Origin of the sequence: Thiomonas bhubaneswarensis, assembly GCF_001418255.1 — a bacterium.
Lineage (GTDB): Bacteria > Pseudomonadota > Gammaproteobacteria > Burkholderiales > Burkholderiaceae_C > Thiomonas > Thiomonas bhubaneswarensis.
This window is the reverse complement of the sequence record NZ_LIPV01000002.1, coordinates 36,654-63,179: the sequence shown is the minus strand read 5'-3', so window position 1 is coordinate 63,179 and position 26,526 is coordinate 36,654. Positions and strand designations below refer to the sequence as shown.

Below are 26,526 nucleotides of genomic sequence, written 5' to 3'. Positions count from 1 at the left end.
CAAACAGTAAGCAAACAGTGAACAAACAGCGACAATGCACTGCGTGCACTGCGCCGCGCGGCTCGGACTCCGGCATGAGCACAGCCCAACGCTGCGCCCCGGCCAGCTTGTTTTCATGAGTTGGCGCATCCTAACGATACATAAGTCATGGCGAATATAGGGAATTCCAGCAGGTCGGCAGCGCCGGTGCGCTTCAGTCCGCTGCTGCACAGCGCAAGGTTCATGGTGACGAGCTCGGCCATGGACAATCTGCCGGTCACGGGTCTGCCGGAGATCGCCTTCGTCGGCCGCTCCAACGCCGGCAAGTCCACCGCGATCAACACCCTGTGCCAGCAGCGTCAACTGGCGTTTGCCTCCAAAACGCCCGGTCGCACCCAGCACATCAATTTTTTCGCAGTGGGGCCGAAGGAGCATCCCAGCGGCCTGCTGGTCGATCTGCCGGGCTACGGCTATGCCGCCGTGGGCAAGGCCGACAAGAAGCGCTGGCAATTGTTTCTGGCCCAGTATCTGGCCGAACGCGGGCCGCTGGTCGGCCTGATCTTGCTGGCGGATTCGCGCCTGGGTCTGACCGACATCGATCTGAGCCTGCTGGAATTCATGGCCCCGGCGAGCGTGCCGCTGCATGTGCTGCTGACCAAGGCCGACAAGCTCAATCGGCAAGAGGGGCAACGAGCAGCGCAGGCCGCGCGCGATCAACTCGCGCAGCATGCGCAGGCGGTGGGCATGACGGCGCCGATCTCGCTGCAACTGTTTTCGGCCACGCGGCTGTCGGGCATCGAAACCGCTTCACAACTGATCGAAAGCTGGCTCGAAGACGCGGTGCGCCACTCGCACGACGAAGCGCACGACATCAAGGCCGACCCAGCGTGAGATAGAAGTTGATCTTCTGGCCCGGTGCCTTGCCGAAGCCGAAATACACCGGGCCCAGCGGCGTGTCGGTGCCCAGATAAACGCTGGTGCTCGAGCGCAGATCGCCCAGGCTGACCTGGCTGCGCTGCGCCCAGGTGTTGCCGCGTTCATAGGCCAGACCGAGGTAAGCAGCGCCGCCGAACAGGCCGGGCGTGATGAGTTCGTAGCGGTACCCGATGCGGCCATAGATCAGATAGTTGCCGATGAGCTGCCCTTCGCGGTAGCCCCCGAGCGCATCAAAGCCGCCGAGCGAAAGGTAATCGAGATTCAGCCCGGTGCGGTCGCGGAAGCTGGCGGTCCGGGCGGCGACCTCCAGGGTATGGCGGCCGAAGCTGACGACGTCTTGACCGGAGAGATCGATGCGGTCGTAGTTGGCATCGCTGCCCAGCACCGTGCGGGCGAAAAACACCTCGCCGCGGCCCCGCCAGCCCTCGCGGGGGAAGTAGGCGTGATCGAGGCGGTCGGCGATGAGCAGCAGCCGCAATCCGCCCTCGCGCAGCACGGCGCTCTTGACGAGACCCGGCGTTCCCAGCAGATAGCTGCCGTAGATGTTCGCCCGGCTCCAGCCCGCGCGCACTTCGCCGTACTCGCCCAGCGGCACGCCCAGATCGAGCCCGACGCGCTCGGTGGTGAGGCGGTAGCGCAGGATGGGGTTGTCGCCGACATAGACATCGACGGGCCGCGAGTTCAGATCGAGATAGGGCGACACGAACAGCCAGCCGCCCCGATTGACCGGCTGGTACAGCTCGGACATCCAGCGGTTGCGCCAGCCGATCTGCAGGTCGTTGCGCCACTCCCCGCCCAGGTCGTTGAGCCAAGGGCGGCGCTGCGAAATCTGCAGGGAAAAACGCGACTGATTGCGCAGATCGGTGTAGAGCCCCAGGCCGAAGCGCAGGTAGTTGGGGCCCCAGGGCTTGTCCTGCAGTCGGTATTCCAGCACCTGGCCATGTCGGCCGGAAACGAGTCGGTAATCGACGCGGGAAAAATCGCCCGTGCCGAACAGGCGATCCACGTCCTCGCGCACCTTGTCGAACTGCAGGGGTTCGCCTGCCTTCTGCTGCAGTTGCGCCTGAATCGTCCGGCTCACACCCGGTGTCAGGCCGCGCACCTCGACACCCGCCAGAGGCGCATTGAACTGCAACTGCGCCACCAGCGCCTGCGCCCTGCGCGCGAAGGCGTCGCGCCACTGCGCATATTGCGCCGGCGGCAGCGCCAGCGGGGCAAGCTGCTCGCGTGCGGCCATCACCGCGTCATAGCCGATCTTGATGGCGCGGTCGCCCGCCTGGAAATCGAGCGCGGATACATCGCCGAGCTCGGGCGAAATCAGCACATCGCCGGGCCCCAGCGTGCCGATCTGCGCGCGGATATTCTGCTCGATCAGAATGTTGATCATCTGCGACGTGAGCCCGACGATGTTGTCGAGCGAGGCGCGCGAGGCCAGCGGCGTGCCGATGTTGATCGCCACGACATGCTTGGCCCCCATGTCGCGCGCCACGTCCACCGGCAGGTTGTCCACCAGGCCGCCATCGCCCAGCAGAGCGTCGCCCACCTCGGTGGGCGGAAACACGCCGGGCACCGACATGCTCGCGCGCAGCGCCGTGGCCAACACACCGTGCTGCAGGATGACCTTTTTGCCGTTCACCATATTGGTCGCTACGGCGCGAAACGGAATCGGCAGATCGTTGAAGTCGTGCACGCCGATCGCTGGCAGGGTCAGATTGGTCAGCACCTGCTCCAGCTGGGTCGTGTTCACCGCCGCGTTCGGAAACTGCACCTGCCCTCGGTCGCTCAGGCCGAATTCGATGCCGCCAGGCATCTGCTCGTCGGCACGTTTGCGGCTGAAGGTCAGCCCCTCGCGCGCCGGACGGCTCGACAGCACGCTGGTCCAATCCATGCCCGAGACCTGCTGGCGCAACACATCGACTGACACCCCTTCCGCATACAGCCCACCGATGATGGCGCCCATGCTGGTGCCTGCGATGCAGTCGATGGGCACATGCAGTTGCTGCAGCGCCTCCAGGGCGCCGATGTGCGCCAGCCCGCGCGCCCCGCCGCCGGAGAGGACGAGGCAAATCTTGCCCTCGCCTGCATCCGGCTGCTTCACCGGTGCTGCTGCGGCAACGTCCACGACAATGGTCAGCCAGAACAGGCCGACCAGTAACGGCAGGAGACGCGCGACCAGGCGCGATGGGAGTGCGTTCATCCCCGAATTGTGCCGACTCCCACCGCGAAAATCACTCGCCGACGTGTCGATCGGCCTCCTTCAGACGGTGCCCGCAGTTGCCGCAAAACACGTCATCGGGCTGCACCGAGGCATGGCAGGCCGGACATTGCAGGGCGGCATCGGGCGTTGCATTCGGGCCGACTTCGGGCGGTGGCGGGGCGGGCTCTGCGGCGGCGGGCGCAGCCGGTGCCGGACGCGGTTTGTATTCGTCGAGCTTTTGCTTGAACTGAGCCAGTTTCTGATTAACCACATCCGTGGCTTCCGACCCCACACCTTCCCCAACGGCACGATAGACAAAGATCATGCCCAGAACGTAGATCAGGCTCACCACGGCCCAGGCGAGAAACCACACCAGGCTGATCGACAAACCCGCGCCGCCCATGCCCGCACCGCCCAGCGCGACGCCTTCCATGCCGCGCATCCCGCCCCATCCACCCATGCCGCCCCAGCCCATGCCCATGCCGCCGAAGCTGCCCGCTGCGAAAAACCCGCCGACGAACATGCTGCCGACGAACACCACGGCGAAGATGAAGGCCACCGCCGGGAACACCAGCAGCCCCAGCACCAGAAAGTGCATGAACACCTCCAGCGGCCGCCTCGCCACGATGCCCACGGCCCGCGACAAGCTGGCGACGAAACCCTCGCCATGCCAGACAGCAGCAATCATCAACGGCCCCGCCAGGAGCAGCACCGCGTAGGCCAGCGCCACCACCACGACCAGCGGCCCGCCGAGCAGAAACCCGAACAGCCCGCCGATGCCCGGAATGCGGCCAAACAATGAGAGCAGAAAAGCCGCCAGCAGAACGACGGCGAAGCTCAGGCCAAGCAGGATCAACAGGCCGATGACGTACAGCGCCGACTGCACCCCGCCGAGAAACGCCGGCGCGAAGCCGCGGATCGGCTGGTCGTAAGCCTGATCGACCAGCATCAATCCGCTGGCGTTCATGCCCACGATGATGATGATGGCGCCCAACAGGCTCATCAGCGCGGTCACCGCGGGGCTGCCCGAGCTCATGCCCGCAGCGGCCCCGCCGCTAATGGCCAGCCCGCCCAGCACAAAACTCCCCGCTAGCATGGCCAGCGCCCGCCAGTTGTGCAGCGCCTCGTAGCTGCGCAGCAGCACGCCGAGGTTGTTGGTGGTCTTCACGGTCATGGTGTTCTCCCTGCAAGGTTGATGTGACAACGAACGCAACGGCCAGATGAATCAAGGATTGTTGGTTTGCTGGGCCGAATTCGGACATTCGGGCACCTTGCCCCAGAGCGGGTCAGCACTCAACGGCGCGCCACAATACTTCCAGCGCTGCTCCTGGATGCACAACTGCTGGGTGAAGAAATTGCCTTTCTGCTGACAGGCCGCGAGCGCCGCACGCAGCGCCTCCACCCGCGATGGCGGCCTGGGCGGCGCAGCCGACGTAGGCGCAGCAGGCTCCTCGGCAGGCGTGGGTGCCTGGGTCGGCGTCGGCTTGGGCGCAGACTTCGGCGCTGGAGTTGCTGGCTGCGCGACCGGCTGCGGGCGATGCGGCCTGGGGGCGGGGGCAGCCACCGGCGCGAAGATCTCAGGCTTTCCCTTGCCCTCGAGCTTGACCGGCGGCTGGGCCTTCTGTGGTTCGGACTGCGGCGAGGGCGCGACGGCCGGTGCCGCTTGTGCGGTCACAGCCTCCGCGGCCGCGCTGGACGCGGCAGGCGCCGCAACGGTCAATGGCTCGGATACGGCCTTGGTTGCGGCAGTCATAGGCGAGGTGGGCACCGACGCCGCATTGTCCGCCGCCAGCGGCGCGCTGGCTGTACTGGGCATCCGGTGCTGGGTGGACCACCAAAGCCCGCCACCGCCTATGAGCAGCAGGGCGATCACCCCGGTGGCGATGCCGCCGACCAGAAACGCATTGCTGCCCTTGACCGGCTGCGGGCTGGCCTGTGATGCGTCGAGCCCATCGGAAGGATGCGGCGCGATCTCGGGCGCAGACGGGCTGTGCGCAGCTCGCGCCCGAATCTCCTGCTCCAGCCGCGCTGCGGCGGCGCGACGTTCGTGCTCGCGCTGGGCTGCAACCGCCGCCGCGGCGGCCTGCGCCTGGCTTTGCGTCAGTTGGACGGCGCGTTCAGCCTCGGCGGCGAGTTTCTCTTGCGCCGCCTGTTGCGCCAGCGCGTCGCGCTCGGCCTGGGCAGCGCGCGCCGCCTCATCGGCTCGCTGCTGCGCCTGCGCGCGCTCTTGCTCGGCGCGTTGCTGCTCGGCTCGTTCCTGTTCTGCGCGTTGTTGCTCGGCCAGTTGGCGGGCTGCCTCCTGCTGCGCGGCTTGCTGGCGAGCAGCCTCCTCTTGCTCAGCCTGCGCCGCAGCGAGCGAGGGCGATGCGACCTCGGCAGGCTCTGGCCCAACCTGCGGCGCGGGTTGCGCAGCGACTCGCTCGGGCGACTTCAGCGCCGCACCGCATTGTTTGCAGAATCTGGCTTCGTCGTTGTTGGGTGTGCCGCATTGCGTGCAAAAGCGTGACATTTCGACTCCCTGCATCCGATGAGCCCCGATCTTAACGACGGAATCTGATGCCGCCGCCGGAGAAGATCGACGCAAAAAAAGCCCGCCATCCAGGTGGATGACGGGCTTCTTCGGTGTCGGCGGCCAGACAAGGGCCGCCGACACGGGCGCAAGACTCGTGAGCTGGACTCGAACTTACATGTCCATGCCCATGCCGCCCATGCCACCGCCTGCGGGCATGGCGGGGGCTTCTTCCTTCGGCGCCTCGGCCACCATGCACTCGGTGGTCAGCATCAGGCCGGCCACGGAGGCGGCGTTCTGCAGCGCGGTGCGGGTGACCTTGGTCGGGTCGAGAATGCCCATGGCGATCATGTCGCCGTACTCGCCGTTGGCGGCGTTGTAGCCGTGGTTGCCCTTGCCTTCGAGCACCTTGGCGACGACCACGCTGGGCTCGTCACCGGCGTTGGCAACGATCTCACGCAGCGGTTGCTCAATGGCGCGCAACACGATCTTGATACCGGCGTCCTGATCGTGGTTGTCGCCCTTGATCTCACCGACGGCCTGACGGGCGCGCAGCAGTGCCACGCCACCACCGGCCACGATGCCTTCTTCCACCGCAGCACGGGTGGCGTGCAGGGCGTCTTCGACGCGGGCCTTCTTCTCCTTCATCTCGACTTCGGTGGCGGCGCCGACCTTGATCACCGCCACGCCGCCGGCCAGCTTGGCCACGCGCTCCTGCAGCTTCTCACGGTCGTAGTCGGAGGTGGCCTCCTCGATCTGAATGCGGATCTGCTTGACGCGCGCCTCAATGTCGGCAGCCACACCCGCGCCGTCGATGATGATGGTGTTTTCTTTGCCCACTTCGACGCGCTTGGCCTGGCCCAGGTCGGCCAGCGTGACCTTCTCCAGCGTCAGACCGACTTCCTCGGCGATGACCTTGCCGCCGGTCAGGATGGCGATGTCTTCCAGCATGGCCTTGCGACGGTCACCGAAGCCCGGAGCCTTGACGGCCACGGTCTTGAGGATGCCGCGGATGCTGTTGACCACCAGGGTGGCCAGCGCCTCGCCGTCCACATCTTCAGCGATGATCAGCAGCGGGCGGCTGGACTTGGCCACTTGCTCCAGCGCGGGCAGCAGGTCGCGGATGTTGCTGATCTTCTTGTCGTGCAGCAGCACGAACGGGTTCTCCAGCACGGCAACCTGTTTGTCCTGGTTGTTGATGAAGTAGGGCGACAGGTAGCCACGGTCGAATTGCATGCCTTCGACGATGTCGAGCTCGTTCTCCAGGCTCTTGCCGTCTTCGACGGTAATCACGCCTTCCTTGCCCACCTTGTCCATCGCCTCGGCGATGATCTGGCCGACGTGCTCGTCGCTGTTGGCCGAGATCGAGCCGACCTGGGCGATTTCCTTGCTGCTGGAGCAGGGCTTAGAGGCTTTTTTCAGCTCTTCGACCAGGGCGGCGACCGACTTGTCGATGCCGCGCTTGAGGTCCATCGGGTTCATGCCGGCGGCCACGTACTTCATGCCTTCGCGCACGATGGCCTGGGCCAGCACGGTGGCGGTGGTGGTGCCGTCACCCGCGTTGTCGCTGGTCTTGGAAGCCACTTCCTTGACCATCTGCGCACCCATGTTCTGCAGCTTGTCCTTCAGCTCGATTTCCTTGGCCACGGACACACCGTCCTTGGTCACGGTGGGGGCGCCGAACGAGCGCTCGAGCACCACGTTGCGGCCCTTGGGGCCCAGCGTCGTCTTGACCGCGTTGGCCAGGATGTTCACGCCTTCGACCATGCGGGCGCGGGCGTCAGCGCCAAAAATCACGTCTTTTGCAGCCATTGAATTTCTCCGTAAATTGCAGTTGAAGCAGGGATCAGAAGGATCGGATTACTTCTCGATGACGGCCATCAGGTCGTCTTCGCGCATCACCATCAGCTCGTCGCCGTCGACCTTGACGGTTTGGCCGGCGTATTTGCCGAACAGCACGCGGTCACCCACCTTCACGGCCATGGCCACCAGCTTGCCCTGGTCGTCGTGCTTGCCCGGACCCACGGCCAGCACTTCGCCCTGATCCGGCTTCTCGGCCGCGCTGCCCGGGATCACGATGCCCGAAGCGGTAGTGGTTTCTTGTTCGATACGCTTGACCACGACACGGTCATGCAGAGGGCGCAATTTCATGCAAATCTCCTGATGTGTGTTGAAAACCGGGCTCGCGAAGAGCCCAATGACGAGCCGCCCACCGGGCCGAAACCCGGAACCGACAGCAAGAAAGCGATTTTGAAGACTCGCGCATGACGGCGCGATGACATCGTGGAGCGTCACCGCTGTTAGCACTCACCTCCAACGAGTGCTAATTATAGGGACGGCTTTTGCCCTTTCAAGAGCCAGAGGGCCTGCTCACCCCATAGCCATGGCGCCCCACAGCTCTCGTGGGCATCGGAAAAGTCGAACGTAACGACTTGTTAATTACGCAACCCAAGGAAAAAGTCAGCCGTTCGTCGCCTCAAACGTGCCGTTCGTCGCCTGGAGGGCAAGACCGCGCAAGGTCCTGACCACAATGAGCGCAAGGAGAGCACAAGCATGCAGCGCAACCGCGGTTTTACCTTGATCGAACTGATGATCGTCGTGGCGATCATCGCCATTCTGTCGGCCATCGCCATTCCGGCCTACACCCAGTACGTCGCGCGCAGCAAGCTGACCGAGGCGTTCTCCGGGCTGTCGGGCATGGCGGTGGCGGCGCAGCAGTACTACCAGGACAACCGCAGCTACGTGGCCGCCGGAGGTGGAGGCGCCACGACCTGCCCGGTGCCGACGGCCACGGCGCAGGATTACAGCTTTGCCTGCTCCAACGTCGGCGCCACCACCTTCACCTTCACCGCCACACCGCAAGGCAACTTCGTCGGCCCGTCGTACACCATCGACCAGGACGGGACGAAAACCACGGTCTTGCCCGTGCCCGCTGGCTGGAGCGCCCCCAGCGGTGGTCAGCAATGCTGGGTGCGCAACCAATCCGGGGACTGCTGACGTGAAACAGCACCTCCGCCCCCTGCGCGGCTTCACCCTCGTCGAGATGATGGTGACCATCGCCATCGCCGCCCTCCTCGGCCTGATGGTCGTGCCCAACCTGGTCAGCATGGTCGACTCGGGCAAAACCTCGGTGCTGGTCAACAAGTTCCCGCAGGACGTGGCCTGGGCGCGCAATCAGGCGGTGACGACGCAACAGCCCGTCACCATCACTCTCGGCGCGAACACCTGCACATGGAGCACCAGCGTGGGCGGCACGGTCAGCGCTGAACATTCGCTGACCGCCAGCCAGCTCGCCGCGAGCTATCCGAATGTGAGCTGCACCATCACGGGCGGCACGGCCCAGACCCTGACCTTCGACAGTCAGGGCTTCATCAACACTGCGCCCACCATCACCGTAACCGCCGCGCATGGCCAGACTTGGACGCTGCAGGTGCTGGCCTCGGGCAGTGTGATCCTCAACGCCTATACCGCATCATGAAACCGAGTTCATTGAGCGCACAGGCGTCGCAGCACGGCATGTCGCTCATCAGCGTGCTGGTCGCCATCGTCGTCTTCGGCCTGGGCATGCTGTCCATCGCCTCGCTCTACGGCCTGGCAGTGCCAGCGCAGACAGCCAACCAGGAAACATTGGACACCGCCGCTTTGGGCAACCAGTTCTGGGCCATCCTGCAGGCCAACCCGCAAGTGGTATCGCAGATCGGTGCCGGTGCCACGGCCAGCTACACCAGCGCGAGCAGCAGCGCGCCTGCGGCACTGCAGCCCTGGCTGACCAACATCTTCACCACGCCGTCCATGATGTTGCCGGGCGCCAAGGTCACCATCACCACGGGCAAAGGTGCCGAGGGCAACCCCTGCGATGTCAGCAACCCCGCCGCTCCGCTGTGTGGCGTGACGCTGACCCTCGACTGGACCGCTGGCAAGGGCGGCGGCGGTGCACGCTCCCAGACATTTCATTATCAGGTGGGGTTCTGACATGCCAACAACGCAACCCGGCCTGCCCGCCCCTCAGAGCCAGCGCGGCTTGAGCCTGATCGAACTGATGGTCGCCCTAGTCATCGGGCTGATCTTCGCCATCGCCGTGCTGCTGGTGCAGTCTTCCCTGACCAAGCAGAACGTGACCATGAGCGACGTGATGCAGCGCGACACCCAGACCCGCGCCGCGCTCGACCTCATCAGCCGCGATCTGTCGAACGCGGGCTTCATGCTCGGCGGGACGCAGTCGCGATGCGACGTGCTGCTGGCCTACGACAGCGGCGTCAGCGGCAGTCAGACGTTTGCCCAGTACCCCGTTTCCGCGGCTTCGCAACCGCTGGCCCTGCCCACCAGCACCACATCGGGCAGCACCAATTACCCCAGCACCACACCCGATCCTTCCGCCTACGGCACCAAGCAGCAGTTCACCGACATGCTGTTCTTCACCGGCGCCAGCAGCGCGCTGCAGGTTCCCAGCAACGGCAACCCCACCGCCTACGTCGTGCAGAACTCCACCACTCAAGCCGCAAACGGCCAAGGCACACTCAACAGCAGTCAGCTCCCCCTGGGCTCCACAGCAGGACTGGCGGTAGGCGATGCCGCCCTGCTGCGCATGCCGCTGAATGGAAAACTGGCGTGCTTTCGCGTACCGATTACCTATGTCGGCCCAAGCACCGCGCCCAGTTCCACCTATATCAACAGCACCGGCAGCGCCCAGTTTCCCAGCACCGGGTATGCAGCATTCAACAGCCAGTTGATCGCCGCCGGGGTGCTGCCGCCAGGTGGCTCGCTGACCAATGCGAATTTCATCCAGTCTCGCCTTACCGACCTGGGACCGCAGACCAGCAGCACCTTGCAGACCGTGGTGTATTACATCGGCCAATACGCCAATGCTGGCGGTGGCTCCTATCCCGTGTTGGTGCGCGCTGTGCTCAATGCCCAGACCGACGCGCTGGTCGCCCCACCCGTGCCCATGGCAGCGGGTGTGGTCAGCTTGCAAGCGCTGTTCGGGGTGGACGAAACACAAACGGGTAACGTGACCAACTACCTCACCTGGCCGGCCGTAGTCGCCGGCAACTACAGCAAAGACGTGCGCAGCGTGCTGTTTGCGCTGATCACCAAGTCACTGCAGAACGACACCGGCTACACCGCCCCCGCAACCATCACTCCGCCCAGCCCCAGCCTGGGCCCGGCGCAGTTCACCGCCTACACCGTACCCACAGGAGCAGGCGGCCAGCCCGATTACAGCCACAACCACTTTTCCGTCATCGAGTCCGAATTTGCCGTTCGGAACCAGCTATGGCCGCACTGACCCCCAGCCCCAAGCGCCGCAACGAGGGCGGCTATGTGCTGCTGCTCACCCTGATCACCCTCGTGGTGCTACTGTTCGGCGTGCTGTTCACCATGCGCGGCAGCCTGCTGCAGAACGTGATGACCGGCAACACCGTCCAGCGCCAGAAAGACGTGCAGGCCAGCGACATGGCCTTGCGGCAGGTGCAGCAGGCCATCATCCAGACCTCGAACAATGCGGGCACGGTGCCGCTTGAGATTGCCGCCAGTTCGACGCATTGGTTCTACATCCCACCTGCCTCGACCACGACGCCAGCAACACCCTGGAGCGCTCCAGGCACGGGTGCCAATGCCAGCTTCTGGCAAACCTGCCTAAGCGCCAATCAATGTGACACCCTGGCCCATGTCGCTGCGGTCATCAACCCAGCACCTCCGGCCCCGTCGGGGGGCTACACCGCGCTGGTGACCGTCGTGCCAACGAATTTGCCGACCGATACCTATGCCTGCGGAACAACGGGCTACACCGCCACGTACTACGACATCTTCCTGCATGTGCAGGAAGCCAACGGCACCACGGGGGCCAACACCGAGAGTGTCTTCAAACTCTGCACCCTCGGCGCATCTTGAGACGCGAGCCATCTTGCACCATCCCCGTCACCATCCTTGAAGTCTGATTGGAACCAAGCCATGACCACACCATCCCGACTGCGCCGTGTCTTGACATGGTTGAGCGCTGGCGTCGCACTCAGTGGCGTGCTGGTTTTCGCACTTGCCCAGGCCCAGACCACCAACATCCTGCAAGAGGACTTCACCGGCGCCGCGCCCAACTTGAATTGGTATTCCTTCGGCGGTGCCTGCCTGACAGCCGGCTCCGCGACGAACAGCGGCCCAAGCGGCGCCAGCAATACGGGCATTCCTGCGTGCCTAGGCGATAGTTACTACGCAAAAGGGGTGCTGAGTTACGGCGCAACACCCACTACGCCTGCACAAACGCAAACGGGATTGACCAACAACCAAGACTCTGTGGGACAGGGCGCACTGCGCCTGACCAACGGCTGCGCGACCGTGAAGGGCAAGAAGGTCTGCTACTACCAACAATCAGGCGCCATCATCCTGGCGAATGAATATTCGTCGAATCAGGGCATCCGTGTATCCTTCACCACCTACACCTATGGTGGCGACAACGCCGGCGGTCATGGTGCCGATGGCATCGGTTTCTACATTCTGAACGGCTCGGCCACGCCCAATGTCGGCGCCTGGGGCGGCAGCCTGGGCTACAGCTGTTCAAACACCAATTCTCCCTACGACGGCATGACCGGCGCCTATCTTGGCTTGGGCATGGATGAATATGGAAACTTCCTGAATCAGGGCGACAACACCGGCACGGGCATCAACCCAACCTACAGCGGAGGGCCAACCAACCAGCTAAATCCCGGCGAAATCGGGATTCGCGGCTATGGCAACGTCAACCTCGCCGCACTTCGGGCCATCAATCCCAATGCAACTGTGTCTGACGTTCAAAATACCTGTAAGAACGGCGGGAAGTACTCGTATGGTGGGAAAACCTACACCTTCCCCGACTATGCGATGGTTCCTGGAAACTACCCGACTGGCCTGACCATCGCCAACGAATCGGCAACGACCCGCAGCCAGGCAACCCCTATCACTTATACACTTGAAATCACCCCGAACGGCCTGCTCAGCCTCTGGTACAAGTACAACGCAACGAGCACGGTAGGCGGCTTCGGCAAGCAGGTGCTGAACAGTGTGAGCATTGCCGACCCCACGCTGTACGGCCCCATGCCACAGAGCTTCCTCTTCGGCTTTGGCGCCTCGACCGGGGGCAGCGACAACGTTCATGAGATCACGTGTTTTCAGGTCGTCCCTGCAACACAGGCGGTTACGTCACCCGTCGCTCCAGTATCCATCTCAGGTGGCAGCTATATCTATTCGCTGAGCAGCGACCCAGACCCCATCGCTGGTCATGTTCAGGCTTTTCAGACCGTGGCCACACCAACCTCCAGCGCCAGCGCGCCCTTGGGCACAGCCACAGGCACTCCCGTTTGGGATGCGGGAGACTCGACCCATATGTCGGCCAGCATGCGCGCGGCCAGTCTGTATTCCACGTCCGCCACGCCAACTGGCGGAACGGTGGGCTCGGGAACGACACCGCTGCTGACGTCACTCGATTCGGCTGCCTTCGGCACTTGGACAACCTCGTCCTGCCTGCCTTCTGGAAGCACGGGCATCGGCATCATTCAGCAATACACCATCGACCCAAACTACACCTACAACGGCAACAACGGCACATGCTCCTATCTCGCCGGGCGCAAGGCGGGATGGATGCTGGGTGGCATGAGCAGCAACGATTCGGCAGCCTTCATGGGGCCGCCGGGCAACGCCAACATTCTCAGTTTGCCAGGGTACGTAGCGTTTGCTCAGGCCAACAAAAATCGTGAAAAGGCCGTTCTCTTCACGAGTAACGACGGTTTTCTCTACGCCATCGACGCCACCAGCGGCAACCTGATCTGGGGCTGGATGCCCCGCCCCTTCGTGGCCAGCCTGGGCAATGCGTTCGGCCTAGTCGGCGCAACCTGCGGCAACCCGAATGCCAACGGCGCCTGCTTCGACGGTCAGTTCGTCACGACAGACGCCGTCAACACCACGACCAATCCGACGGCCAGCAACTGGGCCACCTACGTCGTAGGCACTGCGGCGGGCGGCTCTTATCACTATGCGTTGAAACTTTCGACGAATACGGCGGGCGCCCCCATGCCGTCGGGGCAAACCTGGGGCGTGCGCGTGACCGGCGGCAGTTCTCCGCAGGAACAAGCGCCAGTGATCGCGACCATCAATGGTCAGCAATACGCGCTGTTCACCGTGAACACCACGACGAATGGCACGACAACCAGCAAACTCTACGAGGTCAATGTCGCCACGGGAGCAGGCGCGGCCTCTCCCGCGACGCTGCCTTTCGTCGCCAGCAGTTCCATCACCTACATTCCGGCGACGGGCACGGTCTGGATGGGCGATGCGAGCGGTGGCGTCTGGAGTCTGAATCTTTCCGGTTCGGCATCCTCGGACGTGGCCGGAGCAACCAAAGTGGCAACCATGAGCCCGGCGGCGGCGGTGCAATACGTTGGCTACACGGAAATCAGCGGCCTGCCTTATCTGTGGGCCGCGTCGGCAAACGAGATCGAGGCATTCGCACTCTCGGGCGCCAACGCCACTCCCATCTGGGCAAGCACCGGGGGTAGTTCTCCTCAAGGTTTCCTGGGCAACGGTTCCGGTGGCCTTACGTCCAACAGCGCCGTCATGGGGCTGCAAACTGGCGGGCAGATCTCTGCCGCGCCTGCGCTGATCAACGGCGTACTCGTCGTCCCGGTCTATGTTCCTCCGACTGGCTCGTGTGGTGAGGTTGGCACGGGCTACTACGACCTGTTCGATCTGGTCAGCGGCGGACTGCCGAAGATTCCCATCACCTACAAAAACAACGCTGTGACGAACGGCATCATCTCGCTGGGTCTGGGTATCCCGTACACGCCCTCCTACACGGTGACCGCCTCGGGAACGCTGGTCTACCCTGGCAACAGCCAGCCGCCGTCACCAACGCAGGGGATCAACCCGATCGAGTTTGGCGGCAGCGTGATGAACAAACCCATCGCCTGGCGCCAGTATTGAGCCATGACGCCCTCGCGTTGTGGTGATCGATCCACAACGCGGAGGCGGTCTGTGCATGATTTCACGCTTTGGCCGCTTGGCTTGCGTCGGCCTCTGTTGCTGAGGGCGCGGACGGGTTACAACGCTGCATGTGCATCGCCTCTGTCTTCTTCCACCCTCGCCAGCGCCGCGCGCGCGGCTTCACACTTCTCGAACTGATGATGGCCATCGCCCTCGTGGGCGTGCTCACGGCCATTGCGCTGCCGATCTACAGCGGCTACAAGCTCAAGGTGCAAAACGCCCAGGCGCAGCAGGACGTGGTGTCGATTTCAGCGGCGATCGAGAGCTACCAGACCTACAACCGCAAGCTGCCTGACTCGCTGGCCGACATCGGCATGGCGGGCAAGCTCGACCCCTGGGGCCATCCTTACGCTTACTACAACATCGAGGCCAATGGCAGGGGTGGCGCACGCAAGGACAAGGCGCTCAACCCGATCAACACCGATTACGACCTCTACAGCATGGGGGCCAACGGCCAGACCCAGTCGCAGATCTCGAGCAAGGTCAGCCTCGACGATATCATCCGCGCCAACAACGGGGCCTACATCGGCCTGGCGTCGAATTATTGATCCGGCCACAGCGCACTGAAATCGTCATGCCCCGCCCAGCGCTGCAAGCACGTCTTTTTGGCAGCCGTCTGGCGCGGCGCGTGTTCGCGCTGTTCGTACTGGCGGCGCTGGTGCCGCTGGCGGTGTCGGACTGGCTTTCGAGCACCGCGGTGAACACGGTGGCGCGGCAGCTCCATGTGCAACGCCAGGAGCAGCTCACGCGGCAGGTCAGCCGTCAGGTGCTCGAGCGCCTGCTCACGGCCAAGAGCCTGCTGCGCGCCCTGCCCCTTGCGCCGCCTGCGTCTGGCGTGCGCCCGCCCGGCCTGGGCCGGGTGTTCGAGGGCTTGATCCTGCTCTCGCCCGAAGGCCGACCGCTCTGGGCCGGGCCCAACGCCGCCGATCTGCAACAGGCCTGGCAAAGCGGTTCGCCCTCGGTGCCGCCGGTGCTGCCCACGCCGGATGCCGATCCTCGCGCGGCGCTGGTCTTGCTGCGCACGCTCAGCGTGCCGGGCCAGCAGGCGCGCATTCTTCTTGCCGCCATGCGCGATGGCGAGCCGAGCTGGGTCGCCGAACTCGACCCCGACTTTCTCTGGGCTCCGGTCCACGATGCCATGGAGGGCGGCATCTGGCGGGTGAGCAACGCCAACGGCCAGCCGCTCTATTCCGGCGATGCAGCGCCATCATCGGCGCCGGGCGGCTCGTCGAACTTTTCGCATTTCGTCTTCAGGCTGTTTCTGGGTGGCGATTTCGGCACGCCCGACTGGGTGTTCTCGCAGCAGGTGCCGCCGCCGCAGGTGCGCTGGCTGGGCTGGCCGCTGCCGATGTGGCTGGGGCTGGTGGCCTTGGCCACGCTGCTGTTCATCGGCCTGCTGGCGCAGCGCCAGATTCGCCGCACCCTGGCGCCGCTGGAGCGGCTGACGGCGGGCACGCGCAGCCTTGCCGCGGGCGACGTGGCCACGCGGGTACCGGTGCAGGGCGACGACGAATTCGCCGTGCTGGGCGCAGCCTTCAACGACATGGCCGCGCGCATCGGCCGACAGTTCCATGCCCTCGAAGGTCTGGCCGCCATCGACCGCGACATTCTGGCGGGCGCCGCGGTGGACAGCCTGGCGCAGCGCGTGCTCGAACAACTGGAGACGATCTACCCCGGTACTCACGCCGTGGTCGTCTGGCAGCAGGGCGGGCAGCAGTTTCGCCGCGCCACGCTGTGGCACAGCGGCAAGAGCGGCATGACCGTGTTCGACGCCCGCGACATCGCCTGCGAAGGACTGGCGCAAACGCCGTGGTCGGCGCTGGAGGGCGACCAGGTGCTCGCCGTGGACACCCTGCTGGCGCAGCGCGGCGGCCCGCACGACCTGCCCTGCCTGTCCAGCCTCATGCCGCAGGGCGCAGACTGGGTGGCGCTGTTTCCGCTGCGCCAGTCCGACTCGATGCGCGCGCTCATCGCACTGGGCTTCGCCGAGCAGCCGCAGGCCGGCTCGCTGCAAGTGGCCGCCGAGTTGCGCGACCGCCTGGCCGTGGCCTTTGCCGCCCAAGACCGTGAACGCGCACTCGTGCATCAGGCCACGCACGACAGCCTCACCGGGCTGCTCAACCGCCACGGCCTGCACCAGCGCCTCGACGCCTTGCTGGCCCCGGAGCCCGCACCCAGGCTGGCGCTGCTCTACATCGACCTCGACAACTTCAAGGACGTCAACGACAGCCGCGGCCATGCTGCGGGCGACGCCTTGCTGCGCTTGGCCAGCGAGCGGCTGCGCGTGCGCGTGCAGGCCGACGCACTGGTGGCCCGACAAGGTGGAGACGAGTTCACCCTGGTGCTGCCCGAGGCCGACGCTGCTACCGCGCGGGCCGTGGCCGACATCGCCATTCGCGCCATGAGCGAGCCCTTCCACCTGCCCGGGGGCGACTTTCAGGTGGGCGCGAGCGTAGGCATCGCGCTGTGCCCGCAACATGCCCGCACCCGCGACGACTTGCTGCGCTGCGCCGACATTGCGCTCTATGCCGCCAAGGCCGACGGCCGTGGCCGGGCGCAATGCTTCAGCACTTCACTCGACAGCGAGGCGCGCGCTCAGGCTGCGTTGCTGGCCGATCTGCGGCAGGCTGTGGCGAAAGGGGAGTTCGTCGCCCACTTCCAGCCCCGCGTGGGCGCGGGCGACGGTCGCGCCAGTTCGGCCGAGGCACTGGTGCGATGGCAGCATCCGCAGCGCGGCCTGCTCTACCCGGATGCCTTCATCGAAATGGCCGAGTCTTCCGGCCTGATCGTGCCCATCGGCCAGTGGATGCTGCAGGCTGCCTGCAAGGCCATGGCCGACTGGCGCCGCGCCGGGGTGGCGCTGCAGCGGGTGTCGGTCAATGTGTCGCCGGTGCAACTGGTGGAGGGCGATCTGGTGGGTCAGGTGCGCGAGGCTCTGGCGGCGAACGGCCTCGCCCCCGAGTCGCTCGAAATCGAGATCACCGAATCGCTGCTGGTGGACGACCACGAGCCCACCTTTGCGCAGCTCGGCGCACTGCGCGCGATGGGGGTTGCCGTGGCGCTCGACGACTTCGGCACCGGCTACTCGTCGATGGCGGCGCTGCGCAAGCTGCCCATCGACGTGATGAAGATCGACCGATCCTTCGTCACCGATCTGGAAACCGACTCCAGCGCCCTGCCCTCGGTGCGCGCCATCGTGGCGCTGGCGCAGGCCGCGCACTTGCATCTCGTCGCCGAGGGTGTGGAAACACCGGCGCAAGCCGACATGCTGCGCGAACTGGGTTGCCACGAGCTGCAGGGCTATCTCTACTCGCGCCCGGTGCCGTTCGCCGAGTTCGGGCGCCTGCCCTGCGTGCGGCAGGCCGGGGCCTGAAACCTTCCCCCTCCCAACCTCCCCCACGACGTGGGGGAGGAGATCGCACGCCCTACCCCCGTCGCAGATAGAACCCGTGATACCCGTCGAGCGAGTGCGCGGGCTCGAAGGCGATGTGGCAGTGCTTGTCGGGGTTTTGCCAGCGGTCGACGATCTGGTAACCCAGGCTGGTGAAGCCCGCCAGAAACGGGCCGTAGGCAGCGATGCGGTAGGGGCAGAAGGCGGTGCCGATGCTCTGCAGGGTGAAATAGTCTTGCGCGCCGTTGTCGAGCACGTGCAGCGGCGTGAGGTTGAGAATGATGTGGTGCGGCGGGTTGGCGAGCGCGGCCAGACGCTGCGCCAGGGTATCGGGCAGGTACTGCAGCACGCCCAGCGCGAGCAGCACGTCCACCCCGTTCGCCCCGGCGAAGTCGCCGTTGAAACCCAGCCGCCCTGACGGGTCGCGCTCGCGCGCAATCTCAGCACCACGCGCCATCACCGCGGGCACATCGCTCACCGTCCAGCGCAGGCCCGCGGGATAGTCGAGGTAGCGCTGATAGCCGTAATAGCCGATGCCGATGTGCCCGCCCAGATCGAACACGGTCTTGTTGCCCTGCGCAAACAGCTTCTGCAACCAGAAGATCACCGGATAGTCGCTGGGGTAGATGCGCTTGATGCGCTCCAGATACATGCCGGCCGCGTCGGCGTTGTCGTAGCCCAGCGGCCGTGTGCTCGGCGCGCTGGCCTGCGCGGCGTCGAAGGTGGGATAGATGCCCCGGAAGAGGTTGGCGTCGGTGTTGCCGGCGAAGGCAGCCTCTGCGCGTTGCCTGCGCAGTTGCCCCAGCGGCGGCAGGTCGGCCAGACGGTCGAGGGCGGCGTGGGCTTGTTCGAGAAGATGCATGGCTGTCTCCGTGACGCAGGTCGTTGGGGCGGTGAAAGATGTCATCAAACGTGACATTCCGTATCGCTGTTTTGCATTTTCGTGGCGAGATCAAACCGGGTCGATTGCGCGACGCGCTGACCGAACGGAATTGCCGCGCGTCAATTTTGCAACACCGCCTTGCGCGCAGCATCTCGCCCATTCTTCTGAATGCGAGTGCAGCCCATGTCATCGAATCGACCCGTCGAATATCGCCGCAAGCCGCGCGTGGAATGGCGGCATCTGGCCCACTTCATCGGTCTTGCCGCCTTGCTGCTCGGGCCCGCCGCCATCGCCCATGCGCAGGATGCCGCCAACTTTGTGGCGCAGAACGGCGTGCAGGTTCAATCAGCCGATGCATCGTCCGGCGGTTGGCATGTCGTGCCCACGGTGCAAAAGGGCAATGTCGGCAAGGAAATGCCGCAGGACCACAGCCAGTTCCCGCAGCTCAAGGGGCCGTTCACCTCGCCCGAGCAGGTGACCAAGGCCTGCCTGAGCTGCCACACCGACGCGGCCCAGCAGGTCATGTCCACCATCCACTGGACGTGGAAAGCCTACGAACCCGCCACCAAGACCCTGGTGGGCAAGAACCACGTCTACAACAACTTCTGCGTCAGCCCCATCAGCAACGAACAGTTCTGCACCGTCTGCCACGTCGGCTACGGCAGCACCGACCCGAACAAGTTCGTACCCTTCGACCACCGCTCGCAGGATCATGTGGACTGTCTGGTCTGCCACGATCAGACCAAGACTTATCACAAGATTCCGTTCATCGGCGGCAATCCGGCGATGGAGAAGATCGCGGTGCGCCCGGGATGCGGCGAGGTGTACGGCACCGACAAGCCTTACGTCGAGCCCGAAGACCTGGCCAAGATCGCGCAAAGCGTCGGCGCGCCCACGCGCTACACCTGCGGCCAGTGCCACTTCTACGGCGGGGGAGGCGACGGCGTAAAGCACGGCGACATGGACAGCTCGCTGCTCAATCCCTCACGCGCCGAAGACGTGCACATGTCGCCGCAGGGGCTGAACTTCACCTGCCAGGAGTGCCACAAGACCGAGAACCACAACGTCAGCGGCTCGCGCTACATCACCGACATGATGATCAACGATCATCAGTTCATGCGCGGAAGCCCGCATAACACCCAGGCCGCAAGCTGCGTGTCGTGCCACGGGCAAACGCCGCACAAAGGCAACGACATCAACAGCAGCATCCAGGCCGCGACGCTGAACATGCATACCCGCGACATCGCCTGCGAGACCTGCCACATCCCCGAATTCGCCCGGGGCGGCCTGCCCACCAAGATGGAGTGGAACTACGCCACCGCCGGCAAGCTCGCGCCCAACGGCTCGCCGCTGGTCATCAACGACAGCCACGGTTGGAACACCTACTGGGGCGTCAAGGGCAGCTTCAAATGGGCCGAAGACGTGGTGCCGCAATACCACTGGTTCAACGGCGTGGAGCGCTGGATGAACATCGGCGACAAGGTGCAGGACTTCAAGAACAAGGACGGCGTGGTGCAGCTCAACGCCATCGAAGGCAGCCCGCTTGACGGCAAGTCCAAGATCTTCCCATTCAAGATCATGCGCAACAACCAGCCCTACGACACGCAGACCGGCATTCTCGCGGTGTTTCATTCCTTCGGCTTCGACAAAGACTCCTACACCATGAACTACGACTGGCAGACCTCGATCGCCGCCGGCATGAAGGCCGCGCATCTGCCGTATTCCGGTCACTTCGGCTTCGTCAAGACCGATATGTACTGGCCCATCGAGCACATGGTCGCGCCCAAGGCGCAGGCGCTGTCGTGCATGCAGTGCCATGCTGACAACGGTCGCCTGCAGAACATCGACGGCGTGTACATGCCGCACCGGCCAAAAGACCATAACCCCTGGCTGGAGCTCATCGGCCTGGCGGCTGCCGCGCTCGCCCTCGTGGGCGTGACCCTGCACGGTCTCATTCGATTCGGCATGTGGCTGCGCCGCCGTCACTGAAAGGACATCGCCATGTCAACCGCACAACCAACCACGCACCGCGTCTACAAGTTCACCCGCTTCGAGCGCTTCTGGCACTGGAGCCAGGCCGCGCTCATCATCACCATGCTGTTCACCGGCTTCGAGATACACGGCTATCTGGGCGGGCTCAATTTTCAGCAGGCGCTGCTGATTCACGAATACGCGGCGTGGATGCTCATCACCCTGTGGACTTTCGCCATCTTCTGGCACTTCACCACCGGGGCGTGGAAAAACTACATCCCCGACCTGCGGCCGCAAAGCCTGCTCAAGGTAGCGCGCTATTACGCCTGGGGCATTTTCATCGGCGAGAGCCACCCCTATCACCCCACGCCCGATCGCAAGCACAACCCGCTGCAGCGCCTGGCGTATCTGTGGCTCAAGCTGATGATCAATCCGCTGATCTGGGTCAGCGGCATGCTGCTACTGTTTTTCAGCTACGACTGGATTCGGCTGTCCCCGCTGGGCCTGCAACTCGACTGGGTAGCGCTCACCCACACCGCGGCGGCGTACATGATGCTGCTGTTCTTCATCCTGCACGTCTATCTGGCCACCACCGCGCACCCGCCGACGGCCTACATCAAATCGATGATCACCGGCTGGGAAGACGAACCCGGCCCGGCCGGCATCGACACGCACTGAATACCTCGCCAACCGAACAGGACTTTCCATGATGTCTGACTTGCACCACCCCACGCGCTGCCGGCCCGCACTGCGCCTGCTCCTAGGGGCGGCGCTGGTCGGCCTGAGTCTCGCCACCGCGCGGGCCGATCAGGCTGCGGCCGCCTCCTCACCGTCCATCAACCTGCAAAGTGCCTCGAACACCGACCTGCCCGGCTCACCCTCGCGCGTGCGTCTCGACCAGGGTCTGGGCGTGCATGCCATCAAGCAGCGTGACGGCTTTGTGCTGCTCGACAACGCGGTGCTGCTCAAGACTTATGTGACGGCGTGGAGCAAACAGCCGGTGAACTACACCGGCATTCTCACGGCCAATACCGAAATGATCGACCCGCCCCAGCCGGTACAGGCCACGGCGCGCGAGAAGCAGCAGGTCGACGCGATGATCGCCTTCGCCAAGGCTCACCCCAAACTGCGCATCGACGTGGACGACATCGCCCTCGACCCCTACGTTGCCACGGGCTCGTACTACCCCATCGACAACCGTCTGTTCATCCACGGCGCGGGCTACTACTTCGACAACTCGCCGTATCACTACACCTACGACCACCCCGAAGCCTTCCGTCATCTGCAATGCACCAATGCCGCGGCGATGAAAACGATCAACGACAGCATCGCCAACTATGTGCACTTTCACATGGCGATCTTCGCCACGGTGCTCGGCGCCGATGCGACAACCCAGACCCTGCACCTGCGCGTGGACGAAGTTCAGCTCAAGGACTCTATGGGCAATGTACTGATCGACCAGAAGGCTGGCGGTTGATCCGACTGGGGCGCGGCCGACTCCTCCCAGCCCCAATCCCCACTCAAGTCCCCGCGCGATAGTCTTTCAGATACTTGCCTTCGAACCAGCGCTTGGCCCAGGTGAAGGCGCGTGACGGCGGCAGCACGATGGTTTTCTTCGCGTCGCGGAACACCAGAATGCCGCTGTCCACGGTATCGACGATGCACACCAGTTCGGCCTTGGGCACATGCTCTGCGGGCTTGCCCTCCATCGCCAGCAGCAGGTTGGCGGCGGCCGCCTCGGCCTGCAGATCGGCCATGTGCGCCTGCTTGGGCAACCAGTCGGGGCCGGGATAGCTGCCGGCATCTCCGGCGACGAACACGCGCTCGAAGCCCGGCACGGCGCAATGCGCGTCAGCCTGAATGAAGCCCCCGGGCGAGCGCGGCAGCTCGGTCTGGTGCATCCACCCCGGCCCCGTCATGCCCGGCATGAACAGCACCAGATCGGCCTTGACCATGCCGCCTTCGGTCTCCACCCCCTCGGGCGAAATGCGCAGCGGCTTGTGGCCCAGGTGCGTATCGATGCGCCGCTTGGCCATCTGCGACAGCAGGCCGGTGACGGCGCGCTCGCCCAGCCGCTGGCCCGGCGTTTCAGAGGCGTTGAAGAACACCAGTTCCACCCGGTCGCGCTTGCGCTGACGGCGCAACCAGGTGTCGATGCCAAACAGCAGTTCGAACATCGGCCCGCCACGCGCGGCAGAAGGTTCCTGTGGATTGCCGCCAAATCCGCAGGCGATGCGCCCGCTGTCCATCGCCAGCAGGCGCTCACGGATTTTTTCTGCCGCCGCCACACCCTCGCATAGCGCGATGGCATGCTCGATGCCCGGCAGCTTTTTGATGAAGCGCCCGCCGGTGGCGATGATGAGCCCATCGTTCTCCACCGGCCCGGCGCTGGTCAGCACGGTGCGCCCGCCGTCTTGCAGGCCGTTGACTTCGGCGGCGAGGAAGTCGATGCGCAGCTTGTCGAGAAAAGGCGCGAGGTCGATCACTAGATCGGCGCTTTTGCGCACCCCGGTGGGCACCCAGATCAGGCTGGGCAGATAGACAAATTCGGCCTTGGGCGCCACCAGGGTGATGCGCGCCTGCGGCGCCTTGGCGCGCAGCGTGCGCGCAGCAGTAAGACCGGCGAACCCCGCGCCGAGAACGACGAAATGGGCAGACATGGAAGCAGACATGAGAGGCGATGTCCAGGGAGTTTTATTAGCCCAGATTGTTCATTAGGGCGCGGGATGATGGCGCGGCGGGTTGGGGATGGATTTGGCGCCGGGTGACAAGCCCATAGCCCAAGCTATGGGCGCGAAGCACGGGGGCAAAGACGCCCCAAACCGACTGCCAGCACCCGTGCAGGCGCGAAGCGCCGCCTCATGGACAATCTGGGATCAGTACAGCAAGCATAGACGCCGCTCGCCCGAAACGCATTGCCAAATGTTAGTTCCGCCCGGCCGCGTCAGAAGAGTTGACACCCCCTCGGGGAGAAATGCGCGCAGCGAGTCAGGGGGGCTGTTTCAATGAGTGCCTGGCTCTTGTTGTCGACACGCCAGTACACGTCACACATGCCGCACACAAGACAAAGACGGCCGGAATACACTGCGCCCGTCCGCACCCTGCAACGAGGGTGGCCCATGGCTCTGGCGCAGCCGACACTCGATCTGGATAACTATCTCACCTGGGAAAACGCCCAGCCCGAGCGGCACGAGTATTACCGCGGCGAGACCATTGGCAAGGTGGGGATGCGGCGGGTGCATGGAATGGTCGGGCAATCTGTTTGCGGTGCTGAAATCCGCTCTGCGCGGGCGACCTTGCGAAGTGTTCACCGAGAGCCTGAAAGTCCAGGTGGCCGATGAGGCGGTGTTTTACCCGGACGTGTTCGTCACCTGTTATGGCGACGATCTTCGCACCGATATGCTGTTCCGCCACCCGCTGCTGATCGCGGAGGTGCTGTCGGACAGCACCCAAGGCTATGACCGCAGCCTGAAGTTTGCAATGTACCGCCGCATTGCCGAGCTGCGCGAGTATGTGCTGATCGACCCTGACAACCTCAGCGTGGAGGTCTTTCGGCGCAACGAGCGCGGTCTGTTTGAGCTGCACGATTTCACCGGCGTGGCAGAGCTGGAACTCGCCAGCGTGTCGCTGCGCGTGCCGATGGCGGAGCTGTTCGAGGGCGTGGAGCCGCAGCCCGGCGCGTGATGAGCGACCTCAGGGCTGATCGAAACAGTCCACAAGATAGTCGATGAACACCCGCACCTTGGGTGGCAGAAAGCGGTTGGGCAGGTAGAGCGCGAAGAGTTCGGCGCGGCTGGGTGGTGCGTAGTCGGCGAGCACTTCGTGCAAGTTGCCATCCAGCAAATCCTGGCGCACGGCGTAGTCGCGCATGTACACCACGCCCAGCCCGAGACGCGCAGCCTGTCGGAGGGCCTCGGTGCTGTTGCTGCGAAAGCTGCCGCGTACCGGCACGACCAACGGGCGCCCGTCGCGCTCGAAGGTCCAGGTGCCGGCACCCTCGGCTTGTGGATAGATGAGACAGTTGTGCTGCGCCAGATCCTCGGGCTTTAGCGGTATGCCGCGCCGCTGCAGGTAAACGTCTGCCGCGCAGGCCAGACGACGGATGCGGTGCAGTGGCCGGGCGACCAGGCCCTCGGGCGGGCGGGCGGTGAGGCGGATCGCCAGGTCGTAGCCGTCTTCGGCCAGATCGACCTGACGGTCGCTGGCGTCGAGTTCGAGTTGCACGTCGGGGTAGCGTTCGAGAAAGGCCGGCAGCAAGGGTGCCAGACTGCCGTTGGCGAAAGCGACCGGCGCGCTCACCCGTAACTGCCCCCGAGGTGACAGATGAAACTGGCTCACCGCCGCTTCGGCCGTCTGGGCGATCTCGATCAGTTGTAGGCAATGCGCGTGAAACGCCGATCCGGCTTCGCTCAGGCTCAGATGACGCGTGGTGCGGTTGAGCAAGCGCGTGCCGAGCTGTCGCTCCAGACGCGCCACTTGCTTGCTCACCACGGGCAGAGAAATGTCCAGGCTGCGGGCGGCTTCGGAAAAGGAATGCGTCTCCACCACACGGGCGAAGATGCGACAGGCGTCCAAGTCGAGCATTGTGCCTCCAATATTTTCTGATTTGGAAATAACTAATTCGAGTTTTGATTATTTATCAACTTTTGGGAAATTTTTAAGCTGCCGCCATCGTCATCTTTGAGGAGAACGCCGTGAAACGGAGTTTGAGCTTTCCCCAGGCGCTGGGGGCGTTGGGTGTGGCGGCCATGGCCTGGGGCGGCATGCTGCCGCTGGCCAAGGCCCTGATGTTGCACATGGATGTGTTCGTGATGACCGCCATCCGTTACGGATTGGCCGCGCCGCTGTTCCTGCTTGCGCTTGCGTGGAAAGAAGGCCGTTCCGCGCTCAAGCTCGATGGTCGGGGCTGGCAACTCGCCGTGCTGGGCAGCCTGGGCTTCGCGGGATTCAACTTGCTGGGCTACGAAGGGTTGCGCCACACCCAGCCGCAGCAGGCTGCCATCATCATCGCGCTGATGCCGCTGCTCAGCGCCCTGGTCAACTGGGCACTCAACGGGGTGCGCCCCAGCGGCGGCACCTGGGCCAGCATTGCGCTCTCGCTGCTGGGCGTGGCGCTCGTGCTCAGCAACGGCAACCCCGCCCATCTTCTGGCGGACAACCACCTCGGCGGCGACGGCCTGGTGCTGCTGGGCGTACTGTGCTGGGTGATCTATACGCTGGCCGCGCGCCGATATCCAGCCTGGTCATCGCTGCGTTACACCGCCTGGACCTGCGCCTTCGGCGCCTTGAGCATCGTGGTCATCGCCCTTCTGGCGGTCGCCCTGGGCCGTGCGGACTTGCCGACCCTGCCCATCTTGCGAGAGTCGGCCTGGGGGCTCGCCTACCTCGTGTTGATTGCCGCCTTCATTGCGGTGCTGGGCTGGAATGCGGGCATCCAGCGCGTCGGCGCCTCGGTGGGCGTGCTGTTCATCAACTTCGTCCCGGTGACGGCCTTCGGCATCGCCTTGTTTCAAGGCGTGCACTTCGGCGGCGCGGAAGTGCTCGGCGCGGGGCTGGTGATGCTTGCCTTGTTGCTCAACAGCGCACTGGCGCATCCGCGCTTGAAGCCACTGCTGTCGCGCCAGCAAGCGGTGCGCACTTGCCCACACGAAGCCTGA

The 26,526-nt window shown here is 64.6% G+C and carries 23 protein-coding genes; 14 read left to right on the top strand and 9 right to left on the bottom strand.

Features of this window, described 5'->3' with window-relative positions; all coding sequences use genetic code 11:
* Positions 1 to 113: 113 nt before the first annotated feature.
* On the bottom strand, positions 114 to 242 hold the full coding sequence (locus ASC45_RS16140; RefSeq protein ID WP_281173290.1) for a hypothetical protein: 129 nt from the start codon (positions 240 to 242) through the stop codon (positions 114 to 116).
* On the opposite strand from ASC45_RS16140, the gene yihA reads away from it, so the two are divergent.
* On the top strand, positions 241 to 870 hold the full coding sequence (gene yihA, locus ASC45_RS02840) for a ribosome biogenesis GTP-binding protein YihA/YsxC (RefSeq protein WP_342665683.1): 630 nt from the start codon (positions 241 to 243) through the stop codon (positions 868 to 870). The genes ASC45_RS16140 and yihA overlap by 2 nt on opposite strands.
* On the opposite strand, the gene ASC45_RS02835 is transcribed toward yihA, so the two are convergent.
* From ASC45_RS02835 to ASC45_RS02815, 5 genes are all read right to left on the bottom strand, one after another.
* Positions 851 to 3,112 carry a patatin-like phospholipase family protein gene (locus ASC45_RS02835; RefSeq protein ID WP_082454208.1) on the bottom strand — a complete coding sequence of 754 codons (2,262 nt, stop codon included), beginning with the start codon at positions 3,110 to 3,112 and terminating at the stop codon, positions 851 to 853. The genes yihA and ASC45_RS02835 overlap by 20 nt on opposite strands.
* A gap of 31 nt (positions 3,113 to 3,143) precedes the next feature.
* On the bottom strand, positions 3,144 to 4,286 hold the full coding sequence (locus tag ASC45_RS02830) for a zinc ribbon domain-containing protein (protein WP_055449530.1): 1,143 nt from the start codon (positions 4,284 to 4,286) through the stop codon (positions 3,144 to 3,146).
* Positions 4,287 to 4,337: 51 nt separating this feature from the next.
* Positions 4,338 to 5,621, bottom strand: a complete 1,284-nt coding sequence (locus ASC45_RS02825) for a zinc ribbon domain-containing protein (RefSeq protein ID WP_055449799.1) — start codon at positions 5,619 to 5,621, stop codon at positions 4,338 to 4,340.
* A 174-nt stretch (positions 5,622 to 5,795) separates the two neighbouring features.
* The gene (groL, locus tag ASC45_RS02820) at positions 5,796 to 7,433 is read right to left on the bottom strand and encodes a chaperonin GroEL (RefSeq protein ID WP_055449529.1); all 1,638 of its coding nucleotides are present in this window, start codon (positions 7,431 to 7,433) and stop codon (positions 5,796 to 5,798) included.
* 48 nt (positions 7,434 to 7,481) lie between these two features.
* On the bottom strand, positions 7,482 to 7,772 hold the full coding sequence (locus ASC45_RS02815) for a co-chaperone GroES (protein WP_013104897.1): 291 nt from the start codon (positions 7,770 to 7,772) through the stop codon (positions 7,482 to 7,484).
* Between the two features lie 402 nt (positions 7,773 to 8,174).
* Here ASC45_RS02815 and ASC45_RS02810 point away from each other — a divergent pair, with 402 nt between their 5' ends.
* From ASC45_RS02810 to ASC45_RS02775, 8 genes are all read left to right on the top strand, one after another.
* The gene (locus ASC45_RS02810; RefSeq protein ID WP_072242957.1) at positions 8,175 to 8,618 is read left to right on the top strand and encodes a type IV pilin protein; all 444 of its coding nucleotides are present in this window, start codon (positions 8,175 to 8,177) and stop codon (positions 8,616 to 8,618) included.
* A gap of 1 nt (position 8,619) precedes the next feature.
* The gene (locus tag ASC45_RS02805; RefSeq protein WP_245609931.1) at positions 8,620 to 9,099 is read left to right on the top strand and encodes a GspH/FimT family pseudopilin; all 480 of its coding nucleotides are present in this window, start codon (positions 8,620 to 8,622) and stop codon (positions 9,097 to 9,099) included.
* Complete coding sequence (locus ASC45_RS02800) at positions 9,096 to 9,593, top strand: type IV pilus modification PilV family protein (RefSeq protein WP_055449528.1); 498 nt, start codon at positions 9,096 to 9,098, stop codon at positions 9,591 to 9,593. The genes ASC45_RS02805 and ASC45_RS02800 overlap by 4 nt, the downstream gene beginning before the upstream one ends.
* A 1-nt stretch (position 9,594) precedes the next feature.
* Positions 9,595 to 10,905: a PilW family protein gene (locus ASC45_RS02795; protein ID WP_055449527.1), complete on the top strand. Its 1,311-nt coding sequence runs from the start codon at positions 9,595 to 9,597 to the stop codon at positions 10,903 to 10,905.
* Complete coding sequence (locus tag ASC45_RS02790) at positions 10,893 to 11,510, top strand: hypothetical protein (RefSeq protein ID WP_055449526.1); 618 nt, start codon at positions 10,893 to 10,895, stop codon at positions 11,508 to 11,510. The genes ASC45_RS02795 and ASC45_RS02790 overlap by 13 nt, the downstream gene beginning before the upstream one ends.
* 60 nt (positions 11,511 to 11,570) lie before the next feature.
* Positions 11,571 to 14,564: a hypothetical protein gene (locus tag ASC45_RS02785; RefSeq protein ID WP_141655711.1), complete on the top strand. Its 2,994-nt coding sequence runs from the start codon at positions 11,571 to 11,573 to the stop codon at positions 14,562 to 14,564.
* 128 nt (positions 14,565 to 14,692) lie between these two features.
* On the top strand, positions 14,693 to 15,172 hold the full coding sequence (locus tag ASC45_RS02780; protein ID WP_055449524.1) for a type IV pilin protein: 480 nt from the start codon (positions 14,693 to 14,695) through the stop codon (positions 15,170 to 15,172).
* A gap of 26 nt (positions 15,173 to 15,198) precedes the next feature.
* Positions 15,199 to 17,997: a putative bifunctional diguanylate cyclase/phosphodiesterase gene (locus tag ASC45_RS02775; protein ID WP_055449523.1), complete on the top strand. Its 2,799-nt coding sequence runs from the start codon at positions 15,199 to 15,201 to the stop codon at positions 17,995 to 17,997.
* A 52-nt stretch (positions 17,998 to 18,049) separates the two neighbouring features.
* Here ASC45_RS02775 and ASC45_RS02770 read toward each other — a convergent pair whose 3' ends face one another.
* Positions 18,050 to 18,877 carry a TIGR04325 family methyltransferase gene (locus ASC45_RS02770; protein WP_055449522.1) on the bottom strand — a complete coding sequence of 276 codons (828 nt, stop codon included), beginning with the start codon at positions 18,875 to 18,877 and terminating at the stop codon, positions 18,050 to 18,052.
* A gap of 204 nt (positions 18,878 to 19,081) precedes the next feature.
* Here ASC45_RS02770 and ASC45_RS02765 point away from each other — a divergent pair, with 204 nt between their 5' ends.
* From ASC45_RS02765 to ASC45_RS02755, 3 genes are read left to right on the top strand one after another with little or no spacing between them, the layout of a single operon-like run.
* A complete protein-coding gene (locus ASC45_RS02765; protein WP_082454206.1) occupies positions 19,082 to 20,887 on the top strand; it encodes a tetrathionate reductase family octaheme c-type cytochrome in 1,806 nt (601 codons plus the stop codon).
* A 12-nt stretch (positions 20,888 to 20,899) separates the two neighbouring features.
* The gene (locus tag ASC45_RS02760; protein WP_055449521.1) at positions 20,900 to 21,547 is read left to right on the top strand and encodes a cytochrome b/b6 domain-containing protein; all 648 of its coding nucleotides are present in this window, start codon (positions 20,900 to 20,902) and stop codon (positions 21,545 to 21,547) included.
* A gap of 28 nt (positions 21,548 to 21,575) precedes the next feature.
* Entirely contained in the window at positions 21,576 to 22,346 is a 771-nt protein-coding gene (locus ASC45_RS02755) for a hypothetical protein (RefSeq protein ID WP_245609929.1), read from the top strand.
* A 43-nt stretch (positions 22,347 to 22,389) separates the two neighbouring features.
* Here the strand turns inward: ASC45_RS02755 and ASC45_RS02750 are convergent, their stop codons facing one another.
* Positions 22,390 to 23,541 carry an NAD(P)/FAD-dependent oxidoreductase gene (locus tag ASC45_RS02750; RefSeq protein ID WP_245609928.1) on the bottom strand — a complete coding sequence of 384 codons (1,152 nt, stop codon included), beginning with the start codon at positions 23,539 to 23,541 and terminating at the stop codon, positions 22,390 to 22,392.
* 568 nt (positions 23,542 to 24,109) lie between these two features.
* Here ASC45_RS02750 and ASC45_RS02745 point away from each other — a divergent pair.
* Positions 24,110 to 24,553 (top strand): Uma2 family endonuclease, encoded by a 444-nt coding sequence (locus ASC45_RS02745; protein ID WP_245609927.1) that lies wholly within the window; start codon positions 24,110 to 24,112, stop codon positions 24,551 to 24,553.
* 9 nt (positions 24,554 to 24,562) lie between these two features.
* Here ASC45_RS02745 and ASC45_RS02740 read toward each other — a convergent pair whose 3' ends face one another.
* The gene (locus tag ASC45_RS02740) at positions 24,563 to 25,453 is read right to left on the bottom strand and encodes a LysR family transcriptional regulator (RefSeq protein WP_055449520.1); all 891 of its coding nucleotides are present in this window, start codon (positions 25,451 to 25,453) and stop codon (positions 24,563 to 24,565) included.
* 110 nt (positions 25,454 to 25,563) lie between these two features.
* Between ASC45_RS02740 and ASC45_RS02735 the strand changes: the two genes are divergently transcribed.
* Positions 25,564 to 26,526 carry a DMT family transporter gene (locus tag ASC45_RS02735; protein ID WP_245609926.1) on the top strand — a complete coding sequence of 321 codons (963 nt, stop codon included), beginning with the start codon at positions 25,564 to 25,566 and terminating at the stop codon, positions 26,524 to 26,526.